This window comes from Mycobacteroides sp. H001 (assembly GCF_001440005.1).
GTDB lineage: Bacteria > Actinomycetota > Actinomycetes > Mycobacteriales > Mycobacteriaceae > Mycobacterium > Mycobacterium gwanakae.
In genome coordinates this window covers 31,487-52,157 of record NZ_LJYH01000023.1, presented here as the reverse complement: position 1 = coordinate 52,157, position 20,671 = coordinate 31,487, and the positions used below count along the sequence as shown (strand labels likewise).

The following is a 20,671-nucleotide window of genomic DNA, read 5'->3' as shown; positions in this document are numbered from 1 at the left end:
GCTCACGCGATCGGCAGATAGACCCGGTTGCCGTGTTCTGCGAACTCCGCCGACTTCTCCTCCATGCCGCGTGCCAGCATCGCGTCGATGTCCTCCTGGGTCTCCAGACCGTTCTGGGCCGCGAACTCCCGGATATCGGCGGTGATGCGCATCGAGCAGAACTTCGGGCCGCACATGGAGCAGAAGTGCGCGGTCTTGGCCGGCTCGGCGGGCAGCGTCTCGTCATGGAATTCGCGGGCGGTGTCCGGATCGAGTGACAGATTGAACTGGTCATCCCAGCGGAACTCGAAGCGCGCCTTAGACAATGCGTTATCGCGCAGTTGTGCGCGCGGATGCCCCTTGGCGAGGTCGGCGGCGTGGGCGGCGATCTTGTAGGCGATTACGCCGTCCTTGACGTCCTTGCGGTCAGGCAGCCCCAGATGCTCCTTGGGGGTGACGTAGCACAGCATTGCCGTACCGGCCTGGGCGATGATCGCGGCGCCGATGGCCGAGGTGATGTGGTCGTAGGCCGGGGCGATATCAGTGGCCAGCGGACCCAGCGTGTAGAACGGAGCCTCCTCGCAGAGCTCCTCCTCAAGCTTCACGTTCTCGACGATCTTGTGCATCGGAACGTGGCCGGGGCCTTCGATCATCACCTGCACGCCATGGGATTTGGCGATTTTTGTCAATTCGCCGAGGGTACGCAGCTCGGCGAACTGCGCCTCGTCGTTGGCGTCGGCGATGGACCCCGGGCGCAGGCCGTCGCCGAGCGAGAAGGTCACGTCGTAGCGCGCCAGGATTTCGCACAGCTCCTCGAAATGGGTGTAGAGGAACGATTCCCGGTGATGTGCCAGGCACCAGGCGGCCATGATCGAGCCGCCGCGCGAGACGATGCCGGTGACACGCTTGGCGGTTAGTGGCACGTAGCGCAGCAGCACTCCGGCATGCACGGTCATGTAGTCCACGCCCTGCTCGGCCTGCTCGATCACGGTGTCGCGGTACAGCTCCCAGGTGAGAGCTGCCGGGTCGCCGTTGGTCTTCTCCAGCGCCTGGTAGATCGGCACCGTGCCCACGGGGACGGGTGAGTTGCGCAGGATCCATTCGCGGGTCTGATGGATGTCCTTACCGGTGGACAGGTCCATGATGTTGTCGGCGCCCCAGCGGATGGCCCAGACCATCTTCTCGACTTCCTCGGCGATAGAGGAGGTGACGGCCGAGTTGCCGATGTTGGCATTGATCTTCACGCCGAAGGCCTTGCCGATGATCATCGGCTCGCTCTCGGGATGCTTGTGGTTGGCCGGGATCACCGCGCGGCCCATCGCGACCTCGCTGCGCACCAGCTCGGCGGGGACACCCTCGCGGACGGCGATGAACTCCATCTCGGCGGTGATCTCACCGGCGCGGGCACGCTGTAGTTGCGTGCCGCGATCGGTCACGATCCCGGCGCGCGGCGGCAGACCCTTCTGCAGATCGATGACGGCATTGGTGTCGGTGTACGGACCGGAGGTGTCATAGAGGTCCAGATGCTCACCGTTGGTCAGGTTGACGCGGCGCTGCGGCACCCGCAGGCCGCTGTCGAGCTCTTGGTAGATCTTCTCGCTGCCCTGGATGGGGCCGGTGGTGACGGTCTCGGGGGTACGTGATTGGTCAGGCATTTCTTCCTCCCTACGCCGGCATTACCCGGTCAGGTTCATACGGTCGACGGCCCTAGCCGTCCTCTCAGCGCACTGGTGTGCGCTCCCGTGTCTTTTTGTGTTGGGGCTGTTCGTTGACGAACACTGGCCACGCTACTCGGTGAGCCACGGATTTCTCCGTCGAGTGCGAGCCTCACCCGGATTTTCGGCCAGATTTACGCGTCAGGCTCGCACTCGAACCGGATGAGGCATGCGCCCGAAGCCCGATCTGACAGATGAGGGCTCGAAAGTTTTTGGAATATAGTTTCCCTTGCTAAAGTTGTGCACGGTGGTGTCCACAGACGGCCGGTCGGAGCTGCCCGCGTCGGGGAGAAGCGCGCAACAAGGGTGACGATGACTGAATTGATGACACGGACCGACGAGACAGCTGCGGATATCGCAACCGCCCGACGTCGTGTGCGGGTAGATCGCGACCATCCCCACTACAAGTGGGTGGCGCTGTCCAACACCACGCTGGGTGTGCTGCTGGCGACCATCAACTCGTCGATTGTCCTGATCTCGCTTCCGGCCATTTTCCGCGGCATCGGTCTGAACCCGCTCGCTGCCGGGAACGTGAGCTATCTGCTCTGGATGCTCATGGGTTATCTGTTGGCCTCCGCGGTGCTCGTTGTGTTGTTCGGTCGCCTTGGCGACATGTACGGGCGAGTCCGGATATACAACATGGGCTTCGTCGTCTTCACCGTTGCGGCGGTGGTGCTTTCGTTCGATCCCTTCGACTACGGCGGCGGTGCGGTCTGGCTCATCGCCTGGCGCGTGGTGCAAGGGGTGGGTGGGGCCATGCTGATGGCCAACTCGTCGGCCATCCTGACCGATGCCTTCCCCTCCACACAGCGCGGTCTGGCGCTGGGCATCAACCAGGTGGCCGCGGTGGCCGGGTCCTTCCTGGGGCTGTTGATCGGAGGCGTGCTCTCCGAATGGGATTGGCGCGCCATCTTCTGGGTAGGTGTGCCGCTGGGCCTGCTGGGCACAGTGTGGTCGTACCGGTCGCTCGTCGAGATCGACCAACCCACGCCAGGAAAGCTGGACTGGGCCGGAACCGTGACCGTCGCGCTGGGGCTGACTGTGCTGCTCACCGGCATCACGTATGGCATTCAGCCGTACGGTAATTCAAATACCGGATGGGGTAACCCGCTGGTCTACGGATCGTTGATCGCCGGTGTCGCTCTGCTGGTGCTGTTCTGTGTGATCGAGTCTCGGGTGGCCGACCCAATGCTGGATATGCGCTTGTTCAAGAACCGTGCGTTCGGCCTGGGGAACCTGGCCAATCTACTGGCGTCGGTGGGTCGTGGCGGTCTGCAGTTCATGCTTATCATCTGGCTGCAGGGCATCTGGTTGCCATTGCGCGGATATAGCTATGAATCGACCCCGCTGTGGGCGGGAATCTTCCTGCTGCCCATGACACTTGGCTTCCTGTTGGCCGGCCCGGTGGCCGGTGTGCTCTCGGACCGCTATGGCGCCCGGCCGTTCGCCACCGGCGGCATGGTGCTGTCGGCGGTGACGTTCCTGGCGCTCATCGCCATTCCGGTGAACTTCAATTACTGGGCCTTCGCGGCGCTCATCTTCCTCAACGGGTTGGGATCGGCCATCTTCACCGCACCCAACACCGCGGCCATCATGTCGAGCGTGCCCGCCCATCAGCGCGGCGCTGCCTCGGGGGTGCGTGGCACCTTCTTCAACGCGGGCAACTCCCTATCGATTGGAATCTTCTTCTCGCTCATGATCGTCGGGCTTTCCGCCACGATGCCGGGGGCGATGCAGTCGGGTCTGACCGCCCAGGGCGTGCCCGCCGCCACTGCCGCTGAAGTGGCCGGTACACCACCAGTGGGCAGCCTGTTCGCGGCATTCCTCGGCTACAACCCCATCAGTGAATTACTCGCTCCGTCAGGTGTTCTGGAGCAGCCGGGGGTCAATGCGGCCGAGCTGACCGGGCAGTCGTTCTTCCCGAATCTCATCACCGAGCCGTTCCATGCCGGCCTGGTGGTGGTGTTCGTCGCCGCCGCGCTGATGATGGCAATCGCGGCGCTCGCCTCGCTGGGCGCCGGCGGCAAGTACGCCCACGCGGAGGACTGAGCTAGCTACTATCTGCCCATGGCAACGTGGGGGATATCCGGTCCGGTGGATCTGCTGCGCCGTACGGGGATCTTGTGGTGGCGCTGCTGGCCGCGGCTGGTGGCGATCTATCTGGTCGGCTGGCTGACCCGTTATGGCGCATTGAAGCTGGCCATCTTTGTGTCTGTACACGTGGGAGGCCTGTGGGGTGATCTGGTATTCCCACTGGTTCCACTGGCCCGGTTGCTTACCTACGTCGCGATGTTCTGGGTGGTGCGTGGGGCAGTGACAAACGCCAGGGCAAGTTGGACAGAAGCGACCAACACCGTTCTCCGGTCCATACTTCCGGTGTTTGTGCTGTTTACGGCCTGGAAGCTCCATCTGGAGGACCGTGCCGGGTATCTCAATGTGCGGTATCTCGAGTACTACGGCTCGACGATGGACGGCCTTTCATCGGCTAAGACAAGCGAACAGATCAACCAGTACTTGAGTCCGACTGACTGGCGTATCTACGCCGTCATTGGTATCGCATTCGCGATCAGGATGCTGCTGACCCGATTTAGGGAAAAATTGCCCACCTGGACACAACTGCTCGCCCTGTACTTGGAGGCGACATGGGTGCTTCTTCTGGTGACTGCCGCTGCGGACAAGCTGTTTGGCACTCCGGAGTGGATAAAAGAGCGCCGTGTTGTCGTGTGGTACCTGAATGAAAAGGAGAGCCTGCTCGCGAATCTCGGCCCAGTCAGACACCTTTGGGAGTGGGCAACGCAATTCACCGCGGCGGCGATACCCGCGGTCCTCATACCTTTGACATGGATTGCCATTGCGGCAGCGATTTACGGGATTCAGGCGATGGGTACCTGGTCGACGAGTGGACATGCATTCCTCGGCGAGAAACACGCGATCCGAGTCGCCAACGCAGGTCAGTCGGTGATGGGGCGAGTCCGGCCGCGGTGGTCGCGCGTTCCGTCGGGAATTCAGGCACGAACTACAGAATTCGCACGCGGCTTTCTGGGGATATTGGAGAAGCTGGCGGACTCTATTCGCGTGACCTTGCACGGTGGTCCGCTGATAGTGGCCACTTACGTGTTCGCGTTCATGTTCCTGGTGTTTCTCTACCCGTCAGGTTCCTACTACGAACCGCAGGTCGGGGAGGGTTTCGTCTGGCGCGCAGCGGTCAATCTTCTTGGCCCGCACGAACTCTCATGGTGGTCCGTGTATGGCCAAGTCTTCATCGTCGCGATTGGTTCGTTCATCGAGCCGGTGAAGGTCTGCTTGGTGGCGGCAACATACGGATATTGCCTCGAGCGGTACAGCCCGGAGCACGCTAGCCAGGTAGAGACTCGAAACGCACTACCTCGTTGATATCCGACTTCGACTTACGGATGGTGACTTCCAGGCTCAGATCCGTAGCGTCGTGCGGGACCAGCCCGACCACCATGAACGGACCGGGTTCGGCGCAGAACGTCCGATAGCCCGTCCGCTTCAGGGAATCCTGAATCGAGAACATTGAGACATGGTTCTGTTTGGTCCAGCGACGACCGCGCCGGTCCACGATTGCGACGTCGCAGGAGACCTTCTCGACATCCTCGGAAGACAGCTGGTGGCCCGCTTTAGACCGGTCAAGCACGAGCACCACGGCTTTGGTGCCCTTGGGAATCGGACTGTCGTACTTTCCAGGCAGGGGCGGATCGACCCGCCGGAGCCGCCAGTCGATGCCATCGACCGTTGCGGATTCGCCCGGCCGTACGACGAGAGCAGGCCGCTTGCTGTCGATGTCTCGCTCCCGGCGGGGTTGAACAATGAGGAACCAATACGTGGTGAGGGCTAGTGCGATCACCAGGAACGCCACGCCGTTACGCTTCAGCCAAGTCATTCCGGGAACTTTCCCTCGTAGAGGTCGATGACGTCCCGATGAACAAGCGTGGAGGTCGGGATGTCGATGTCCAACTGCGTGTCGATACCCCAGCCGCGAGCGGCTCCGACATCGGCGTTCCTGGTACCGGGCAGGCTCCTGACGACGAGAGACATGGACCGCGGAGATTCGGGCAGGTCGAACACCAGCGCCGTACGCTCAGGAATCCCAGGCTGATTGAAGAGCTTCGCCCTGGACCTGGTGGCCTCGATTCTCAGGTCGTCGGCATCGAGATACATGATGTGGTTTTGCACTGTCGTCAGGGTTTCGTAGACGACGTCCAGCACGATCCACTGCCCTTGGGTGCGCTCCGTGAAGTTCTCGGAACGGTCTTTGAACGTGTACTTCAGGGCCGATGCTGAGTACGCGCCGCGGATGGATATCGCGTTGTTTCTTCCCCGGGTCTGGTCAGAGGCGCTGCCGTGGACGGTAATGGGGCCGTAAGACTCTTGGAGGGTGGAAACGTTGGTGTACAACGTGATTGCCCCAACGAGCAGCAGTGCACTCAGAGTGGCCGGCGCGACCTTACTCGGCGCGGTCATGAGTCGCATTCGCGAAGAGTGGTGTGGAGAACGCCGTAAGACGGATGATTTTTAGGAGTCTTCCAAGACTCGGAGCCCGCTGCGTCAGGTTTCCATTCGAGGTCGTTCAGCCGGATGGCGATATTGTCCCCGGGGTGGATTCCTGGTCGGACGAAGGGGATTCCCCAAATGGCAAGTAGCTCAACTGTTTTGCCTGGAGGAAGTGAGTACATTTTTCCGGAACCGGAGTCCGAAGCGTATTCGCCGTAATATTTGAACTCTGATGGCGTGGTCAGAGTGAATATCTCGCGGTACACCGTCGAGCTGTTCTTTCGTTCGTCGTCCAGGGTGACGTTGATCTTGTCGGTGTTCTTGACCGTCGCGCTCAGTGCGATCATCTGGTAGGTGCTGGCCTCGTACGTGAAGCGCCTCATTATCGTGGGGTCCAGCCGCGAGTCCGGGCAGATCGCAAATACGGCGCGTGGGGTGATCTGCAGTGGGCCGTTGTCGTAGACATTCCCGAGCTCAATCGGGGTTGCAGGATCAGCCTGATCCAGTCCTCCGAATCCTGCGGTCAGGCCCAGCACGCCGACAACGGCCACGCGCCATAGGTTGTTGAGCGAAAAGCGGTCGAGAAAAGACCGTTTCTGCGGTTCATCGGGCTCGTTGTTCGGGCCGCCCGCTGGTCCATCCCCCGGCATGCGCAAATCATAAAGGGCGCATGCGGAGAGAAGATGGGAAAGTTCAGTCCAGATCGACGACTGGTGCCTGGCTGCTCGCGCCCGAAGTTCCAGTCACCGAACAGCGCTATCTGGGCTGCGGGATCGTGAGCCAGCTAACTGGCCCCAGCTTGACCACAAGTAGGTCAGGCAGAGTGCGCTTAGGTAGCGTGTTGCGATATGCGCATTGAGGGGGAATCCACACCGAGACGGCGTTGGCCGATGGATGAGTTGATCGCGCACCGGTACTGGGTGCGACGCCTGAAACCGTTCCCGCATGTCACCGTTCAGAATGTATTCAACCAAGCGTTCTATGACACTCTCGAAGATCACTATCGGCGCATCGCAGCTGTCGAGACCAAGTTCAATACCAAGACGCCCGGATACGACGCGTCGATGGCGCTCATCCGGGACAATCTCGACGGCCCACTCGCGGTGTTCACTTCCCGCGAGTGGCACGACATCATCGCCGGTGTCGCTGGTGTCTCGTGCACCGGCGATGTCTCGGCGAGCCTGCACCGGCACCGGCCCGGCGGCAACGCTGGTTGGCCACACAACGACCTAAACCCCGGTTGGTTCGCCGGGCCTACTCCGAATGACACCGAGACCAGGTGCGAAGGTACCGACGGCGTCGATTACCGCACCGGCAAGCGCCCCGATGGAGTCGACGCGCGCGAAACTGTTCGCGCGGTAGCGGTGCTGTTCTACCTGGCGAATCCGCCTTGGGAGCCCGAGGACGGCGGCGAGACCGGACTTTTCGCGAGCCTCGCCGCCGGCCAACGCGGTGACGGTCTGCGGGTTCCACCGCTCAACAATTCGATGGTGATGTTCGAATGCACACCTTTCTCGTGGCACGGCTATGCGGGATCATCGCGCAACGAGCGCAACTGTGTGGCGATGTGGCTACACCGACCGAAACAAGATGTCATCGAGACGTTCGGAGAGGCAAGCATTGTCTATTGGTGATCGCCGAGTCTGCCTCCTCACCGGAGCCGGTGGGCTGCTGGGCAACGAGTTCTGTAGCGCGTACGCCGACGAGTACGACATTCTCGCGGTGTGCAAGACGCGCGTACCCGGAGTTCCGTCTCAATACGAGTCCTACGTCGACCCGCTCGAACCAGACGTACCGTACGCCGCCGCATCCGTATATGTCGTCCACGCGGACCTCTGCGACGTCCATGACGTCGAGCGGGTGGTTGATGTCGCACTCGCCCGTTACGGACGAATCGATCTCTTGGTGAACAACGCCGCATACATGGACTGCTACCCAAACACGATGATCGATGGTGATACCGCCCTGACCAATTTGGTGCAGCACATGCAAACCAACGTCATTGCGCCACTGCGGTTGTCGGTCCGGTTGGCACAGCAGTTCTGGGCTAACCGAGCGGCGGAGAACCGCGCAGTTAACCGCAACATCGTCAACATCTCGAGCACCTCCGGGTCGACCGTGTACCCCTTTCAGGGACAGGCCGGTTACGCTGCGTCGAAAGCAGCGCTTGAAGCATTGAGTGGGCACATGGCCGCCGAATTCGACTCGTTCGGGGTGCGTGTGAATGTCGTTGCGCCGAACTCTTTCCCCGCCCTCGTGAGCACCGAGAGCGTCGTGCAGGCCGTAGGCAAGCTTGATCGCGGCACTGCGACCGGGTCCACCGTGATGGTCGACGTATAGACGTCCAGGCTGTGCCGATCGAACGGTCAGCGGTCCGCGATGGCGTAATCCATGTCGGATTCCACGGACCACCACCAACACAATTCGAGCCCGCGACGCCAACCTTGCAGCGACCCACGGCACTAGCCATCCAACTTAGGACTATCCGCCCGCTCCTGATTCCCGCCTTCCGCCGCTGGCTTTCGGCGCCGAGTGCTCGCCAGTGCATATGCGATTGCCATCAGCACGATACTGCCGGTGGTCACCGAATAGACGATCATCCGCGCGTTCCGCCCTTTGTCCACATGGGCGGCGCGGCCCGGAATCTGGATGCCGACTTGGACGTTGGGGAGCTGGTCGGACGGCGGCAGCTCGTAGGTAAGCGCCGCGACTGGATCGATTACGCCCCAACCCGTGGCCAGGTTGGGGCCCGAACCGGGGGTGCGGGCGGTCCGCTTGATCACGTCCATCACCTGGCCGGCATTCAGATCGGGTCGATACGCGCGGATCAAGGCTGCCAGCCCGGATACAAACGGTGCGGCGAAACTAGTGCCGTTGATGGGTGACAGGGCTCCCTGTTGGTCTGGCTCCGCGTTGATCAGTCCCGGACCGTTGGCATCGAGTGAGGTAATCCGCTCACCGGGTGCGGCGACGGCAACCCACGGACCGCGCAGGCTGAAGTCCGCGGGCAGTGCCTCCGGCGTAACCGCGGCGACAGCGAGAACGTAGCTGTCGAACCAGGCAGGACTCGCGACGGTGCGCACCGTGTCCCAGGCATTGTCCAATGGCCGGTTCGGATCAGTCATGCTGTTCTGAATCGAACAGAGGCCCCCCTGTCCGCCTTGTTTGCTGAGATTGCCTGCGGCAGCGACGACCACTACGTTTCTTTCGAACGCGTAGCGAACCGCCCGACCCAGCGCCGCGTCGTCGGGTTTTGCGCTCGCGGGGGTGCACGCCGCCATGGATAGGTTGATGACCGTTGCTCCCAGATCGACGGCCCGGGTGATCGCATACGCCAGCGTCAGTGTGTTGCCGTATCCGGTCGACACCGCGTTTACATCGTTGCGTTGACCGCCGCCGGAACCGGCAACCCCGAAAACGGCACTATTCTGTCGAATTGACAGGATAGTTGCCTCGGGGGCTACCCCTGAGAACATGTCATACGGGCTGGGTGAGCCCGCAATAATGCCGGCGACCAGTGTGCCGTGGGCGTCGCAGTCCTGAAGTCCGTCAGTGTGGGCGACGTAGTCCCCACCGCCCTCCAGGAACGGGAGGCGCGGATGTCGGCTTACTCCGGTATCGATGACGGCCACCTTCTGACCCGCGCCCCGCGTGTACTGCCAGGCTCTGCTGTAGTCGAGCATGGCCTCAGCGGCGGTTTGTACGGAGAAATCGGTGTGCGGAAGCACCCCTGTCGGAATACCGCAGATGGCTTTCTGCTCGGTTGGTTCGGATGGGCCTAACGGGCCGCTCGGAGGTGGCCCGGGCTCGACCACTGGCGGCGGAATGGCCGCGGCCACCGGGCTGGCTTGGCCTGCGAGGATCGCAAGCACGGACACCACGGCCCCCAGCTGCCGCAGCGTCCTCACCACCAGGGACCTAGATGTTCATAGAGGCCGAGCGCCCATAGCCCCACAGGGATCAGCGCCCCTACTGCCAGGTAATCCAAGTATCCCAGCAGCGTGGTCCGCCCGGTGGACAGCGTCGGTGCCGGCTGGGCGGTGAGACCAAGCAGGACGGCACCGACGGCCACTGCCAGCAAGACCCCTGTGGAGGCGAGCGGCAACGGGAGGATGCCGTGTTGCGAAACCACGCACGTGATGACCGCAAGGGAGGTGGCCGGCAACGCCAGAGCGATCCGCTCGGCCCATGTGCGAGGATGGCGGCTGCGCAGACCCAGTGCCACGGCGCACGTCAGCGCAAAGGCGAAGACCTGCCACGTGACGACGCCGCGATCGCGCAGCAACACCGTGTCTGCCGCGACCGCGGTACCGGCGAAACTTAACAGCAGTGCGGCTCGGGTCAGTGCGGCCTGGTGTACCCGGGCCCAAACCTGTTCCGCGGTAGGCATATTTGTTCCGGAGTTGGTGGTATCGGCAACCTGGGGCGTTTCCGTGGGGAACGGATTCTCCAGGGCCCATTCGTCGTCGGAACGCTCCACGTCGACTGGAGAGTTTGGTGCTTCAAAATGATCGATACCGGCGGTCAATCTGGGGACTGCCGCGCACATCAGGATGGTGACGATCGCCGACACCACGCACACTATGTCGGTGCGTACGCCGATCGAATGGATCAGCACCGCGACCCCACACAGGCCTGCCGCCAATGAACTGGCCAGGAATACCCAATAGCCTGTCCCGATCGCGCGGTAACACACGTAATTGGTCAGTAATAGCGCCGCGCACGCGCCCGCGAACCCGTAACCCCCAAAAGCGATGAGCGGCACTCCCAGAAGGGTCGCGCTGATGGGGATAGTGGCCGCACCGAGTGCCACGGCGACATCGTCGAGGGCGAAACTACGGCGCGCTACCGCGGCGAAGGTCGTCAAACCCACCACCGCGATCACGCCCAGCCCGGTCATGGTCACGCGCTGCACCTGTGATAGCGGCTGAATCAACAACAGTGCCAGTGCAATTGCGCCGAGGTTCGCGCCCACCAGGCCCATCCATCGGGCCGAACGCGAATCCCATTCGGCGTAGGCAGCCTTGTTCAACTGGGCGGCAGCATCGACGACGTCGTCATACAGCGTCGGTGGGGACAGTGCCCGCTGCGACGACAGTCGGAGCAGTTCGCCGTTGACAACCCCTGCCTCGCGCAGCGTCTTGTCCGGGCCGATCTCGACGCCGGTGTCGAATCGGCTCAGCACTCCGAATGTTCGGCGTTCTTCTTTGCCACGCGAATCGTCGCTGGGCGTCGCGTCGCGTGACCGGACCAACTTGGTCAGGTCCGGAATAAAGCTGGATACCGGGAGGTCCAACGGCAGTCCGATGTCGAGCTGCGTGTTGCCGCCGAAGACAGACACCCTGATCTGTTCAGGTTCGGCCGAGATCACCCGGAGGCTGTTCGATTCGTCGAGGTCGTTCATAGGTCCTGCATCTTCGATAGTTGGATCACGCCGCCCTTCATGCTGCGAGAGACCAGCATTCCTCGGCCGGGAGGCATTTGAGACGGCTTATGGCCGAACAGGGCACCCTCCTCTCGAGAGCCGCTCATCACCAGAGCGTTGCAGGACAGGTCGCGCAGACGCCCGATGAACGGATCCATCATCGCGCGACCGGCACCACCACTGCGGCGGGTGACGATGACTCGCAGCCCGACATCGCGTGCCTGCGGTAGATATTCGATCAGCGGGCCCAGCGGATGGTTGAGCGTGCCACCTCCGATGAGGTCGTAGTCGTCGATCATCACGAAGAGGTCCGGTCCAGACCACCAGGACCGTTCTTTCAGCTGCTGCTGGGTTATATCGCTGGGCGGCAGCCGGTCCTTGAGTGTGGCGGCTAGCGCTGTCATGAGTTCCGAACAGGACTGCGACGCCGTCGCGTACCCGCCCAGGTAGTCATTGTCGACCACGCCGAGCAGCGATCGCCGATAGTCGATGAGGATGATCTTGGCTTCCTCTGGCGTGGCGTTCTCCATCACTCCCGCCGCAATGTTCCGCAGCAGGCCCGACTTGCCGCACTCGATGTCCGCAAAGGCCACCAGGTGCGGTTGTGTGTCGAAATCGATGACGACGGGCTGCAGCTCTTCCTCGTTGATGCCGATTGCGATGCGCGATTTGCTCAGCATTCCGGCCGACCGCGCGGCGCGGATCACCGGATCGCGGTCCACGCTGTGCGGCAGCATTCGCACCCTGGGCGCCTGCCGGTTGCCGTAGTGGGCGCGGACAGCCTCCACCGACGCCGACACCCCGGTAGGCAGGCTCTCCACATCGGAGTCCGAATCCAACCGCGGTAGCGCCACCAGCAGGTGTAGCCGCTCGGGTGTCATACCCCGGCCGGGCCGGCCCACAGGAACCAGCTCGGCGAACTTGCGGCCCACGTCACTGTCGAGCGGATCGCCGAGCCGCAACTCGATGCGGGTGCCGAGCATGTCCTTGACCGCCGCACGGATTTCGAACCAGCGGGTCGCCGAGATCACCAGGTGCACACCGTAGGACAGACCCTGGATGGCTAGCGCTTGCAACGTCGGCTCAAGCATCTCGAAGTCGCTGCGGATCGATGCCCAGCCATCAATGACCAGGAACAGGTCCCCGAACTTGTCCTGGCTGAGCGGATCCTGCGCGGCAACCTCCGGCGGCAACGTGGCCAGGCGTGCCTTGCGCTGACGGAAGTCGCGCATCGACTCGATCCCGAGATCGCGGAACAGCAATTCCCGGGAGCGCAGCACGCCGGAAACTTCGGCGACAGTACGCCGGATTCCGTCGGCGTCCATACGCCCCGCTACACCGCCGACATGCGGCAGGTTGGCCAGGCTGACCAGGGTGCCGCCACCGAAGTCCAGGCAGAAGAACTGAATCTGCTCGGGAGTATGGGTCGCGGCGGCCGACATGATCAGCGTTCGCAACGCCGTCGACTTTCCGGATTGAGGACCGCCGACGATCGCCATGTTGCCCTGGGCACCGGCAAGATCCACGGCCAGCACATCGCGCCGCTGTTCGTAGGGCCGATCGACCAGGCCCATCGGCATCCATAGCCGTCCGTTCAGGTTCTCCGGGGCGTCCCAGTTGGGTACGGGGAGCAGCTCGTTGACCGCAGGGCTCTCGTCCAGCGGCGGCAACCAGACCTCGTGAGCGGGACGGCCGTGTCCACGCAATCGCGACACGACCATATCCAGCAGGGTGACCTTGGTGGGCGATGATGACAGCGCGCTTTCCGAGACCTCGACCTCCGCTGGTGCCAATGGGGTTGGGGCCTCGTCCTTTTTCACTGGGCTCGCGGTGAACAGTTTCGGTGCCAGTTCGCCAAGCTTTGTGGCGCGGCCAGTCTGAGCGGACCGCCGCGGCCGAACGTATTCCCCGGAGACGTAGCTGGCGTTGAATCGGAGCGGCTCGGAGGCATCGCATTTGAGGAACGCGGAGCCGGGGACGCTGGGCAGGTGGTAGGCGTCGGGCACTCCCAGCACGCTGCGGGACTCGCTGGCGGAGAACGTCTTGAGGCCGATGCGGTACGACAGGTGGGAGTCGAGCCCGCGCAGCTTGCCTTCCTCCAGGCGCTGCGAAGCCAGTAGCAGATGGACGTGCAGGGACCGGCCGAGGCGGCCGATCATCACGAAAAGCTCGGCGAAGTCCGGCTTCTGGGAAAGCAACTCAGAGAACTCGTCGACAATAACGAATAGCGCCGGCAGTGGCTCAAGTTCTGCACCGTTGGTGCGGGCGCGCTCGTATTCGGTGACGTTCGGGAAGTTGCCGCTCTTGCGAAGCAGCTCCTGGCGGCGGTTGAGCTCGCCGGCCAGGGCGTCGCGCATGCGGTCGACGAGAATCAGTTCGTCTTCGAGGTTGGTGATGATCGCGGCGATGTGCGGAACACCCTCAAGCCCCAGGAATGTGGCGCCACCCTTGAAGTCGACCAGCACCAGATTGAGTGCATCGGGGGAGTGGGAGGTGATCATCGACAGAACCAGCGTCCGCAAAAACTCCGACTTGCCCGAACCTGTCGCGCCGATGCACAGTCCGTGTGGCCCCATACCGGCCTCGGCGGATTCCTTGATGTCGATCTCCAACGGCAGGCCGTTGGGTGTGTAGCCGATCGGTACTCGCAGTCGTTCGCGCGGTGTGCGCCGACGCCAAACCTGCTCGGGCACAATCTCGGCGGCGTCGGGAATCTTGAGCAGATTCATCAGTCCGGGGTCCTCGGCGTTCCGGCTGTCGGACTCCAGGTTGACGATGTGCGCCGCGCTGGCCAGCCGGTAGCGACCGATGCGTCGGGCGGTGGCCTCAGCCTCGGCGACGGTGATGGTGTCCGGGGTGGCGAAGCGCTCAACCCCGACGGCAGTCCTGGCGCCGACATCGTCGCCCTCCACTACGAGCTGGAGTGCTCGTCGGGCCGCTGCCCCCTCCGCTGGGCCGTTGAGCTGCAGCACGGTGACACCGTCGAGGCCGGCGTCGGCCGACAACCGATCGTTGCCGGTGATGTAGCCGTCGTCGAGCACGACGACCAAGCGCTTGAGCCCCTGCGGCAGCTCGGAGTTGCGGGAGAAACGGCCTCGTTGAGCGAGGTCATCGGCTAACGAGCGTTCCAGCAATTCCAGTGTCGGGTACAGCATCCGCATCGGGCCCAAACCGTCACGAGCAGTCGGGTGTTGGGCATGCGGCAACCACTTGACCCAGCTCCAGTTGTCCCCATCTGGATTGGCGGTGACCACCGCTACTTGGACGTGGTCGGGCCCGTGGAAACTGCACAACTCCAACAACATCGAACGCACCAACTGCTGCGCGAGCTTGCGGTCGCCTTCGAAGGAAATGACCGGAAACGATCGCAGGGATACCGCGGTGGGTAGTGCGTGCACCACCGAATGGGTTTTGACATAGCGGCGAAGCGCCACTGTGGAGACCGGCTCGAGGTCCTCGGGCGGACCGGTCTCGGGTGCTAGCAACCGAGTGGCAAGTCGATGCGTGCCAATCCCGACACGGACGTGGCAGAAATCTGTGTCCCCGGGGCGTCGTTCCCACATCCGGATGGTCCCGACGACGTCCGCGAGTGCCCGCGGATCCGGGTGGCTCCATTCCAGCGCCGTGCGCTGTTCGTCGCCGGTGGCATCCGCATCGTCGCGCAGGTTCGCGAGGTAGCTGAAGTAGTCCTTGCGCTCTTCGTTGAGTTCCGCCGCGGCCTTGCCCTGTCGTTGGCCGCCACCCATGAACATGCCTGCCATCGACATGATCATCATCATCGGAAAGATCATGAACATCGGGTTTTTGGTCATATCGCGGCCACCGACGGTCACCATGAGCGCGATCATCCCCACCACCGCAACGATCATCACGAACGGCATCAGCTTCATCAGCAGATTGCCGGGAATCACGCGTGGCACTTCAGGAGGAGGCTGGAGGTTCACCTCGCCCCCGGGCATTCGGGGCGGTTGCATCCGTGTGCGACGCACGAAACCCTGGGTGCTCACCTCTTACTAGCTCCTCCCCCCCGGCAGGTCCGCGACGGTCGTCTGCGGCGCCCTTCGGTATTGTCAGCAGCTTAAGTGTCGCAGGCGCGACAATATAGCCAGAGGGGGCTACCGCGTTGACTCTACCGCCTTCGCTGTCGGAGCTTGACGCGGAATCTGAGCCCGAACTCGAGCTGAGCCGGATCACCCTGGTGGTTGGTGGCCTGCGCATCGATGTCGGCCTGCCGCCGAACGTCAGTATCGCCAATTTCATCGACGACGTCATCGACATCGCCAACGACCAGATAGCCACGCGGCCCGAGTTGGCGGGCACCCAGTTCGATGCCGCCGAGGACAAGTGGACGCTGGCCCGCCTCGGTGCCGATCCGATCGATCCGAGTCGTTCGCTGTCGGAGGCGAACATATACGCCGGCGAGCTGATGGCGATCCGCGAGATCGGTCAGCCTGCGAGCCCGCTGCTCTTCGATGACATCGAAGAGCTCGGGGATGCCGGGGAGCGGACTGATCTGCCCTGGACCAAGTGGATTGTCGACAACCGGCAGATGCTCGGCTACTTGGCGGTCGGATTGGCCACCAGTATCGCCGCTGCGCTGCTCTTGCCGAGACACGCGGGCGACCGGTACCTCGCCGGGACCGTGCTCGGCCTGGGGGTACTGGGTGTGATCGTCGCCTGTGTGCTCGCGCAACGATCCCGAGGAGCGGTGCGTTCGCAGTGGGCGGCCGTCGTTGCGACGCCACTGCTTTTCGCGGGCTCCCTGTACATGGTGCCGGAGGCTTTCGGTGTCAAGGCCTTGCCCATGGCGTTCGGACTGACGGCGCTGGCCTCGCTGGCGATGGTGCTGATCACCGGGAGCGGCCGTGCGCTGCACACAACCGTCATGACGCTGTCCGCACTCGGCGGGGCCAGCGCGACGGCCGCGCTGCTGTGGGACCCACCGCAACGCTCGGTGGGCGCCGCTCTCGCGACATTTGCGGTGGTGGTTGTCTATGTCTCGCCGCGAATCACCATCATGCTTTCGAAGCTGCCAATACCGCGGGTGCCAACTGCCGGTGAACCGCTCGACGACATCGAAACTCAGGGTGGGACCACGGTCGAAGGCGTCAACGCTATTGGCAAGCAGATCATCCCCACCGAGGAGGGCATGGTTGGGCAGCTACGGCGAGCCAACGCGTACCTGACCGGCATGCTGGTTGCTGCGGCGATTGCAGCCGCCGCGGGCTGCTATCTGAGTATCGATGTCAGCGACGGATTCTATTGGCAGGGTTCGGCTTTCTGTGCTGCCGTGGCAACAGTGCTTTGCCTTCGTGGGCGCAGCCATCATGATCTAGTCCAATCGGCGACGCTGGTTGGCGGCGGTCTGATCATCGCGCTCATGGCGATCGTCAAGAACGGCCTGTACGTGCGGGATGGCCAGGTGGCTGCGACAGCGGCCATGATTGTTTTCATCACGCTGGTCGTGCTGTGCGGAATCGTCGCGCCCCGGCTGGTGTTCTCGCCTGTAATGCGCCGTCAGGTCGAGATTCTCGAGTACGTCGCCATCGCGATGGTGTTCCCGCTGTGTTTCTGGATCGTGCGTATCTACGGGTTCTTTCGCGAATTGCGGATCTGACCCGCTATTGCTTGGGTGGGTTGACCTTCGTCCCGGCCGGGTCGGCTGCGAGCGAATCATGGGCCACCAGCGCCGCCTCTTGAGATAGCTCAGGGCCAGCGGGCAGTAGGGAGAGCACCGACCACGGGGCCAACTGCGGGTACATGGCGTCGCTGTTGGGTTCGGTCACCCCGCTCACGCCGAGCGCCGCAGCTGTGGGCAGGTCCTTGATGTGGTAGCGCAGACCAGTATCGGCGACGTAGAACAGTGCGCCGGCGGCCTTGCTCTCCGGTGCGTTGCCGGTCGCCTCGACGAACTCGCCGGTGCCGGGCTTCAGATACACCCAGTCGACGCCCGGGCCGGTCCCGTCGGCGCTGGCCAATGGGACGGGTTTCGCGCCGGATGGCAGCGGCAGCCGATGCCCAACCAGCAGTCGTATCGTGGCTTGGGCGGCGTTCTTGGGCCGCTGCCAGGACATGCAGGCCACTCGGTCCGGCTCCAGGTCGATGATCCGAGGTGATACGGCTGGATAGTGATCCACCGGCAGAGTGTGCACGATCGGTGCGTTGCTGACCAGCGAGGGTGACACCTCGTGGGTGCCCTGTGGATCGTTAGCGGGTCCGCCGTATCGGATGATGTCGGCGGTCGCGTCCGAGATCCTCTGCAGTCCCTCGCGCAGCACCACGTACAGCTGATTGCCGGTGGAGTCGGAGGTCCTGATCATCGACCCCACCGGGTACTGGGCCGGCAGATACGGTGCTGGCTCGCCGATCCCCTCGATGACGACCGGGCGGATAGGCGGCGCCAGCGGGAACGAGTTGAGCAGTCCGGGCGAGACAGGCCGGGGATAGACGTCCTGCAAATGCAGAGCGTTGACGACGCCTTTGTCACGCGGGTCTACCGCAGCGCGCACCCCGTCGTAGACGAGGTAGACGGTGTCCCCGGACATAACGAGCAACATCTCGTCCGTCGAGGCGGCGCGGATGCCTTCGCCCAGAGCCGGATCATTGGCCAGGACCGCTGTCTCCAGTCCGCCGGGACCGGGACCGGAACGGATATCCGGCGTCGTCACCGAGTCGCATACGGTCCAGGACGACATATCCAGGTTATCGGCGCCGTGAATCGCCGCCGGCGCTCCAACTATGCCCACCATCGGGCCACGCGGTAGCTGGTTGAGGAAGCGGTCATCGACCTGCTTGGGTGCGTCGGCCGAACCGGTGATCATCCGGGCGGAACTGATGTTGAGCACGGGGTGTACCCGGTCGCCGATCTGCACGAACATTCCGCCGCTGGATTTACTGATCAGGATCTGCGCGTTTCCGATGTTTGGTGTCGGCTTGAAAAAGGCAAGGACGGCGGCAGCTCCCGTAATCAGGACGGCGACGACGAACCCCACCATCAGTGACCGGATCTGGCCGCGCATAGGGTCGTGGATCATCCGGGAGTCGGCGCGGATGAGCGCATGCTCGAGGCGCCGCAGCAGGAACCGATAGCCGTTGACTTGTGCGCGTGTGGTAACTTGCGCTGGCATTGCCGCTCCCCTCAGCATCGGTTCCGTATCGAAGCCGTCGGTAGCGTACAACATGGTCACGGGGGTTTACTGCACTCGCGAGGTGCTGCCCCATCAGCTGTTGAGGAAGCCGACTTGCCTGGTCGCGGTGCGGGTGCCCGTCGTCAACGACGGAGGCCGCCGGAGTCGAGCCGTTTGCGGTCAACCGTGGAGATTCGTGCACAGCGGATGCTGCCGCTGTGGGACTTGGTGTTGCTACAGGTATTGATCGCGGCCGGGCTGACTATCGCGTTGCTGGCTGGGTTCCCCGGGTGGCAGGGTGCGGCCGTGGGTCTGGTCGTCGCATTGGTGCTGGTGGTGCGGGGACGCGGTACGACACTGCCGCGACTGGTTGGCCTGCGGCTGAGGTTCCTGTTGGAACGCCGCAAACGTGTCCGGAAGCACACAGGTCCGGCAGAACCGTTCGATGTCCCTGCGTCGGATGGGACCTTGATCGGATTTCGCTGGGACGGACGCACACTGCTGTCGCTATTGAAAATCGACGAGAACCCGCAGGCGATGACGGTGATGGAACCCGGTGTCACCGTCTCCGGTGACATCGTCCCCGTAGATGCGTTGGTGGAATGTTTGCGGCAGTTCGACATAACGCTCGACTCCATCGACGTGCTGAGCCAGGGTGCTCGCTCGCACGGCCACACCGAGATGGCTGCCGTGTACGACGCGGTGCTGGGTCCGTTGCCGGCTATCGCGCAGCGCACCGTGTGGGTCGCGATCCGCTTCGATCCGTCGCGGTGTGCTGACGCGGTGCGCCGCCGCGGCGGTGGCCGGGAGGGCATCTTGCGCGCTGCCACCACGGCGACACGGCGGGTGGCCAATCGGTTGACCGAGGCCGGGCTGGGTTCGCGGGTGCAGACCGCCAGCGAGATCGGACAGGCGGTCAACCAGCTGTCCGATGGTGTCAACTTGGGCAGCGTCGAGGAAACGTGGCGGACCTGCCAGGAGGGTCGCTTCAAGCTTCGCAGCTTTGCGATCAAGCCTGCGATGCTCACGACCGCTGGCTTGGGCCTGGTCTGGACGATTCCGAGCTACTCCACCACTGTCTGCCTGTCACTGAGGCGAGACGCCGATGACGTCACCCAGGTGCGGGGATTGGCTCGCTTCGACACCCATGACCGTGCCCGCATCCACCTGCGGGGCCTGAACCACCTACGCGGCTTCCAGCACTCGGCGCTGGCCTCGAGCCTGCCTGTGCCCCAGCCGTCTCGCCAGATCAACAACTGGGCGTATGCGGCTGCAGACGGCGCGGTGGACAACATCGCAGTTCCGGCATCCGGTTGCGGCCAGGTGATCGGCGCTGACGAGCATGGCCGAGCGGTCGCGCTGCCTCTTTTCGGGCCGCAGATTAATCGCGTGGAGATTGTGGGCACTTTGCACCTGGCGCAGCTTGCGGTACTGCGGTCGTTGGCGCTCGGTGCCCGGGTGCGTGTGCACAGCCATCGTCCGCGGTTGTGGCACGGCATGATCAAGGAGGTCGATGACCACGACCTGCTTTGGGTGGCAGACGCCAATCGCCGGACCATGCAGGCGGGTTCGGACCGCAATTACACCGTCGAGGTGTTCGACGGAGTGGTCGAGCAGTCGGTGCGAATCGGCGTTACCGCGATGGTCATCACGCCGCCGAGCTCGGCGGTGAGCCCAAACGCCGACGTGGCACTGGAACTGCTCGACGCCGAGGCCGACATCGTCAAGGTGTCCACTCGGGCGGGCTCATCGGTGGTCACGATGGTCGCCACCGACGAGGAAGTGCGTTATATCAGGGATTCATTTGCCGCCGAGCGAAGCGGCGCCAAAGCCTGAGAGGGCTCGGGGGGGGGGCTTTGACGACTCCGGCGAGACCTCCGCAAGTCGTAACGGTCGGGATCGAGAGCTGC

The 20,671-nt window shown here is 63.4% G+C and carries 14 protein-coding genes and 1 riboswitch; of the genes, 6 read left to right on the top strand and 8 right to left on the bottom strand.

Translation table 11 applies throughout. The features are described from left to right. Positions 1 to 2 precede the first annotated feature (2 nt). Positions 3 to 1,634 (bottom strand): phosphomethylpyrimidine synthase ThiC, encoded by a 1,632-nt coding sequence (thiC, locus tag AOT83_RS06150; RefSeq protein WP_030096289.1) that lies wholly within the window; start codon positions 1,632 to 1,634, stop codon positions 3 to 5. Continuing rightward, a riboswitch (TPP riboswitch) is annotated at positions 1,625 to 1,733 on the bottom strand. It overlaps the preceding gene by 10 nt. A gap of 273 nt (positions 1,734 to 2,006) precedes the next feature. On the opposite strand from thiC, the gene AOT83_RS06145 reads away from it, so the two are divergent. Continuing rightward, on the top strand, positions 2,007 to 3,743 hold the full coding sequence (locus AOT83_RS06145; protein WP_057964158.1) for an MFS transporter: 1,737 nt from the start codon (positions 2,007 to 2,009) through the stop codon (positions 3,741 to 3,743). Between the two features lie 18 nt (positions 3,744 to 3,761). Next, positions 3,762 to 5,087, top strand: coding sequence for a hypothetical protein (locus tag AOT83_RS06140; protein ID WP_057964159.1), 1,326 nt, complete (start codon positions 3,762 to 3,764; stop codon positions 5,085 to 5,087). Here AOT83_RS06140 and AOT83_RS06135 read toward each other — a convergent pair. The 3 genes from AOT83_RS06135 to AOT83_RS06125 are packed head-to-tail and all read right to left on the bottom strand — an operon-like array spanning position 5,050 to position 6,859. Then, positions 5,050 to 5,598: a hypothetical protein gene (locus tag AOT83_RS06135; RefSeq protein WP_057964160.1), complete on the bottom strand. Its 549-nt coding sequence runs from the start codon at positions 5,596 to 5,598 to the stop codon at positions 5,050 to 5,052. The two genes, AOT83_RS06140 and AOT83_RS06135, sit on opposite strands and share 38 nt — an antisense overlap. Next, positions 5,595 to 6,179 (bottom strand): hypothetical protein, encoded by a 585-nt coding sequence (locus AOT83_RS06130; RefSeq protein WP_057964161.1) that lies wholly within the window; start codon positions 6,177 to 6,179, stop codon positions 5,595 to 5,597. The genes AOT83_RS06135 and AOT83_RS06130 overlap by 4 nt, the downstream gene beginning before the upstream one ends. Continuing rightward, positions 6,176 to 6,859 (bottom strand): hypothetical protein, encoded by a 684-nt coding sequence (locus AOT83_RS06125; protein ID WP_057964162.1) that lies wholly within the window; start codon positions 6,857 to 6,859, stop codon positions 6,176 to 6,178. Before AOT83_RS06125 ends, AOT83_RS06130 begins: the two co-directional genes overlap by 4 nt. 240 nt (positions 6,860 to 7,099) lie before the next feature. Between AOT83_RS06125 and AOT83_RS06120 the strand changes: the two genes are divergently transcribed. Both AOT83_RS06120 and AOT83_RS06115 read left to right on the top strand, forming a co-directional pair. Continuing rightward, entirely contained in the window at positions 7,100 to 7,843 is a 744-nt protein-coding gene (locus AOT83_RS06120; protein WP_057964163.1) for a 2OG-Fe(II) oxygenase, read from the top strand. Beyond that, positions 7,830 to 8,549 carry an SDR family oxidoreductase gene (locus tag AOT83_RS06115; protein WP_234797677.1) on the top strand — a complete coding sequence of 240 codons (720 nt, stop codon included), beginning with the start codon at positions 7,830 to 7,832 and terminating at the stop codon, positions 8,547 to 8,549. Before AOT83_RS06120 ends, AOT83_RS06115 begins: the two co-directional genes overlap by 14 nt. A 122-nt stretch (positions 8,550 to 8,671) precedes the next feature. Here the strand turns inward: AOT83_RS06115 and mycP are convergent, their stop codons facing one another. The 3 genes from mycP to eccCa are packed head-to-tail and all read right to left on the bottom strand — an operon-like array spanning position 8,672 to position 15,641. Further along, complete coding sequence (gene mycP / locus AOT83_RS06110) at positions 8,672 to 10,117, bottom strand: type VII secretion-associated serine protease mycosin (protein ID WP_057964197.1); 1,446 nt, start codon at positions 10,115 to 10,117, stop codon at positions 8,672 to 8,674. After that, the gene (gene eccD, locus AOT83_RS06105) at positions 10,114 to 11,613 is read right to left on the bottom strand and encodes a type VII secretion integral membrane protein EccD (RefSeq protein WP_057964165.1); all 1,500 of its coding nucleotides are present in this window, start codon (positions 11,611 to 11,613) and stop codon (positions 10,114 to 10,116) included. The genes mycP and eccD (AOT83_RS06105) overlap by 4 nt, the downstream gene beginning before the upstream one ends. Further along, the gene (gene eccCa / locus AOT83_RS06100) at positions 11,610 to 15,641 is read right to left on the bottom strand and encodes a type VII secretion protein EccCa (RefSeq protein ID WP_057964166.1); all 4,032 of its coding nucleotides are present in this window, start codon (positions 15,639 to 15,641) and stop codon (positions 11,610 to 11,612) included. Before eccCa ends, eccD (AOT83_RS06105) begins: the two co-directional genes overlap by 4 nt. A gap of 116 nt (positions 15,642 to 15,757) precedes the next feature. On the opposite strand from eccCa, the gene eccD (AOT83_RS06095) reads away from it, so the two are divergent. Then, positions 15,758 to 17,251, top strand: coding sequence for a type VII secretion integral membrane protein EccD (gene eccD / locus AOT83_RS06095; RefSeq protein WP_057964167.1), 1,494 nt, complete (start codon positions 15,758 to 15,760; stop codon positions 17,249 to 17,251). Positions 17,252 to 17,255: 4 nt separating this feature from the next. Here the strand turns inward: eccD (AOT83_RS06095) and eccB are convergent, their stop codons facing one another. After that, positions 17,256 to 18,761, bottom strand: a complete 1,506-nt coding sequence (gene eccB, locus AOT83_RS06090) for a type VII secretion protein EccB (RefSeq protein ID WP_057964198.1) — start codon at positions 18,759 to 18,761, stop codon at positions 17,256 to 17,258. 186 nt (positions 18,762 to 18,947) lie between these two features. Here eccB and eccE point away from each other — a divergent pair, with 186 nt between their 5' ends. After that, on the top strand, positions 18,948 to 20,597 hold the full coding sequence (gene eccE / locus AOT83_RS06085; RefSeq protein ID WP_057964168.1) for a type VII secretion protein EccE: 1,650 nt from the start codon (positions 18,948 to 18,950) through the stop codon (positions 20,595 to 20,597). Positions 20,598 to 20,671: the final 74 nt, after the last annotated feature.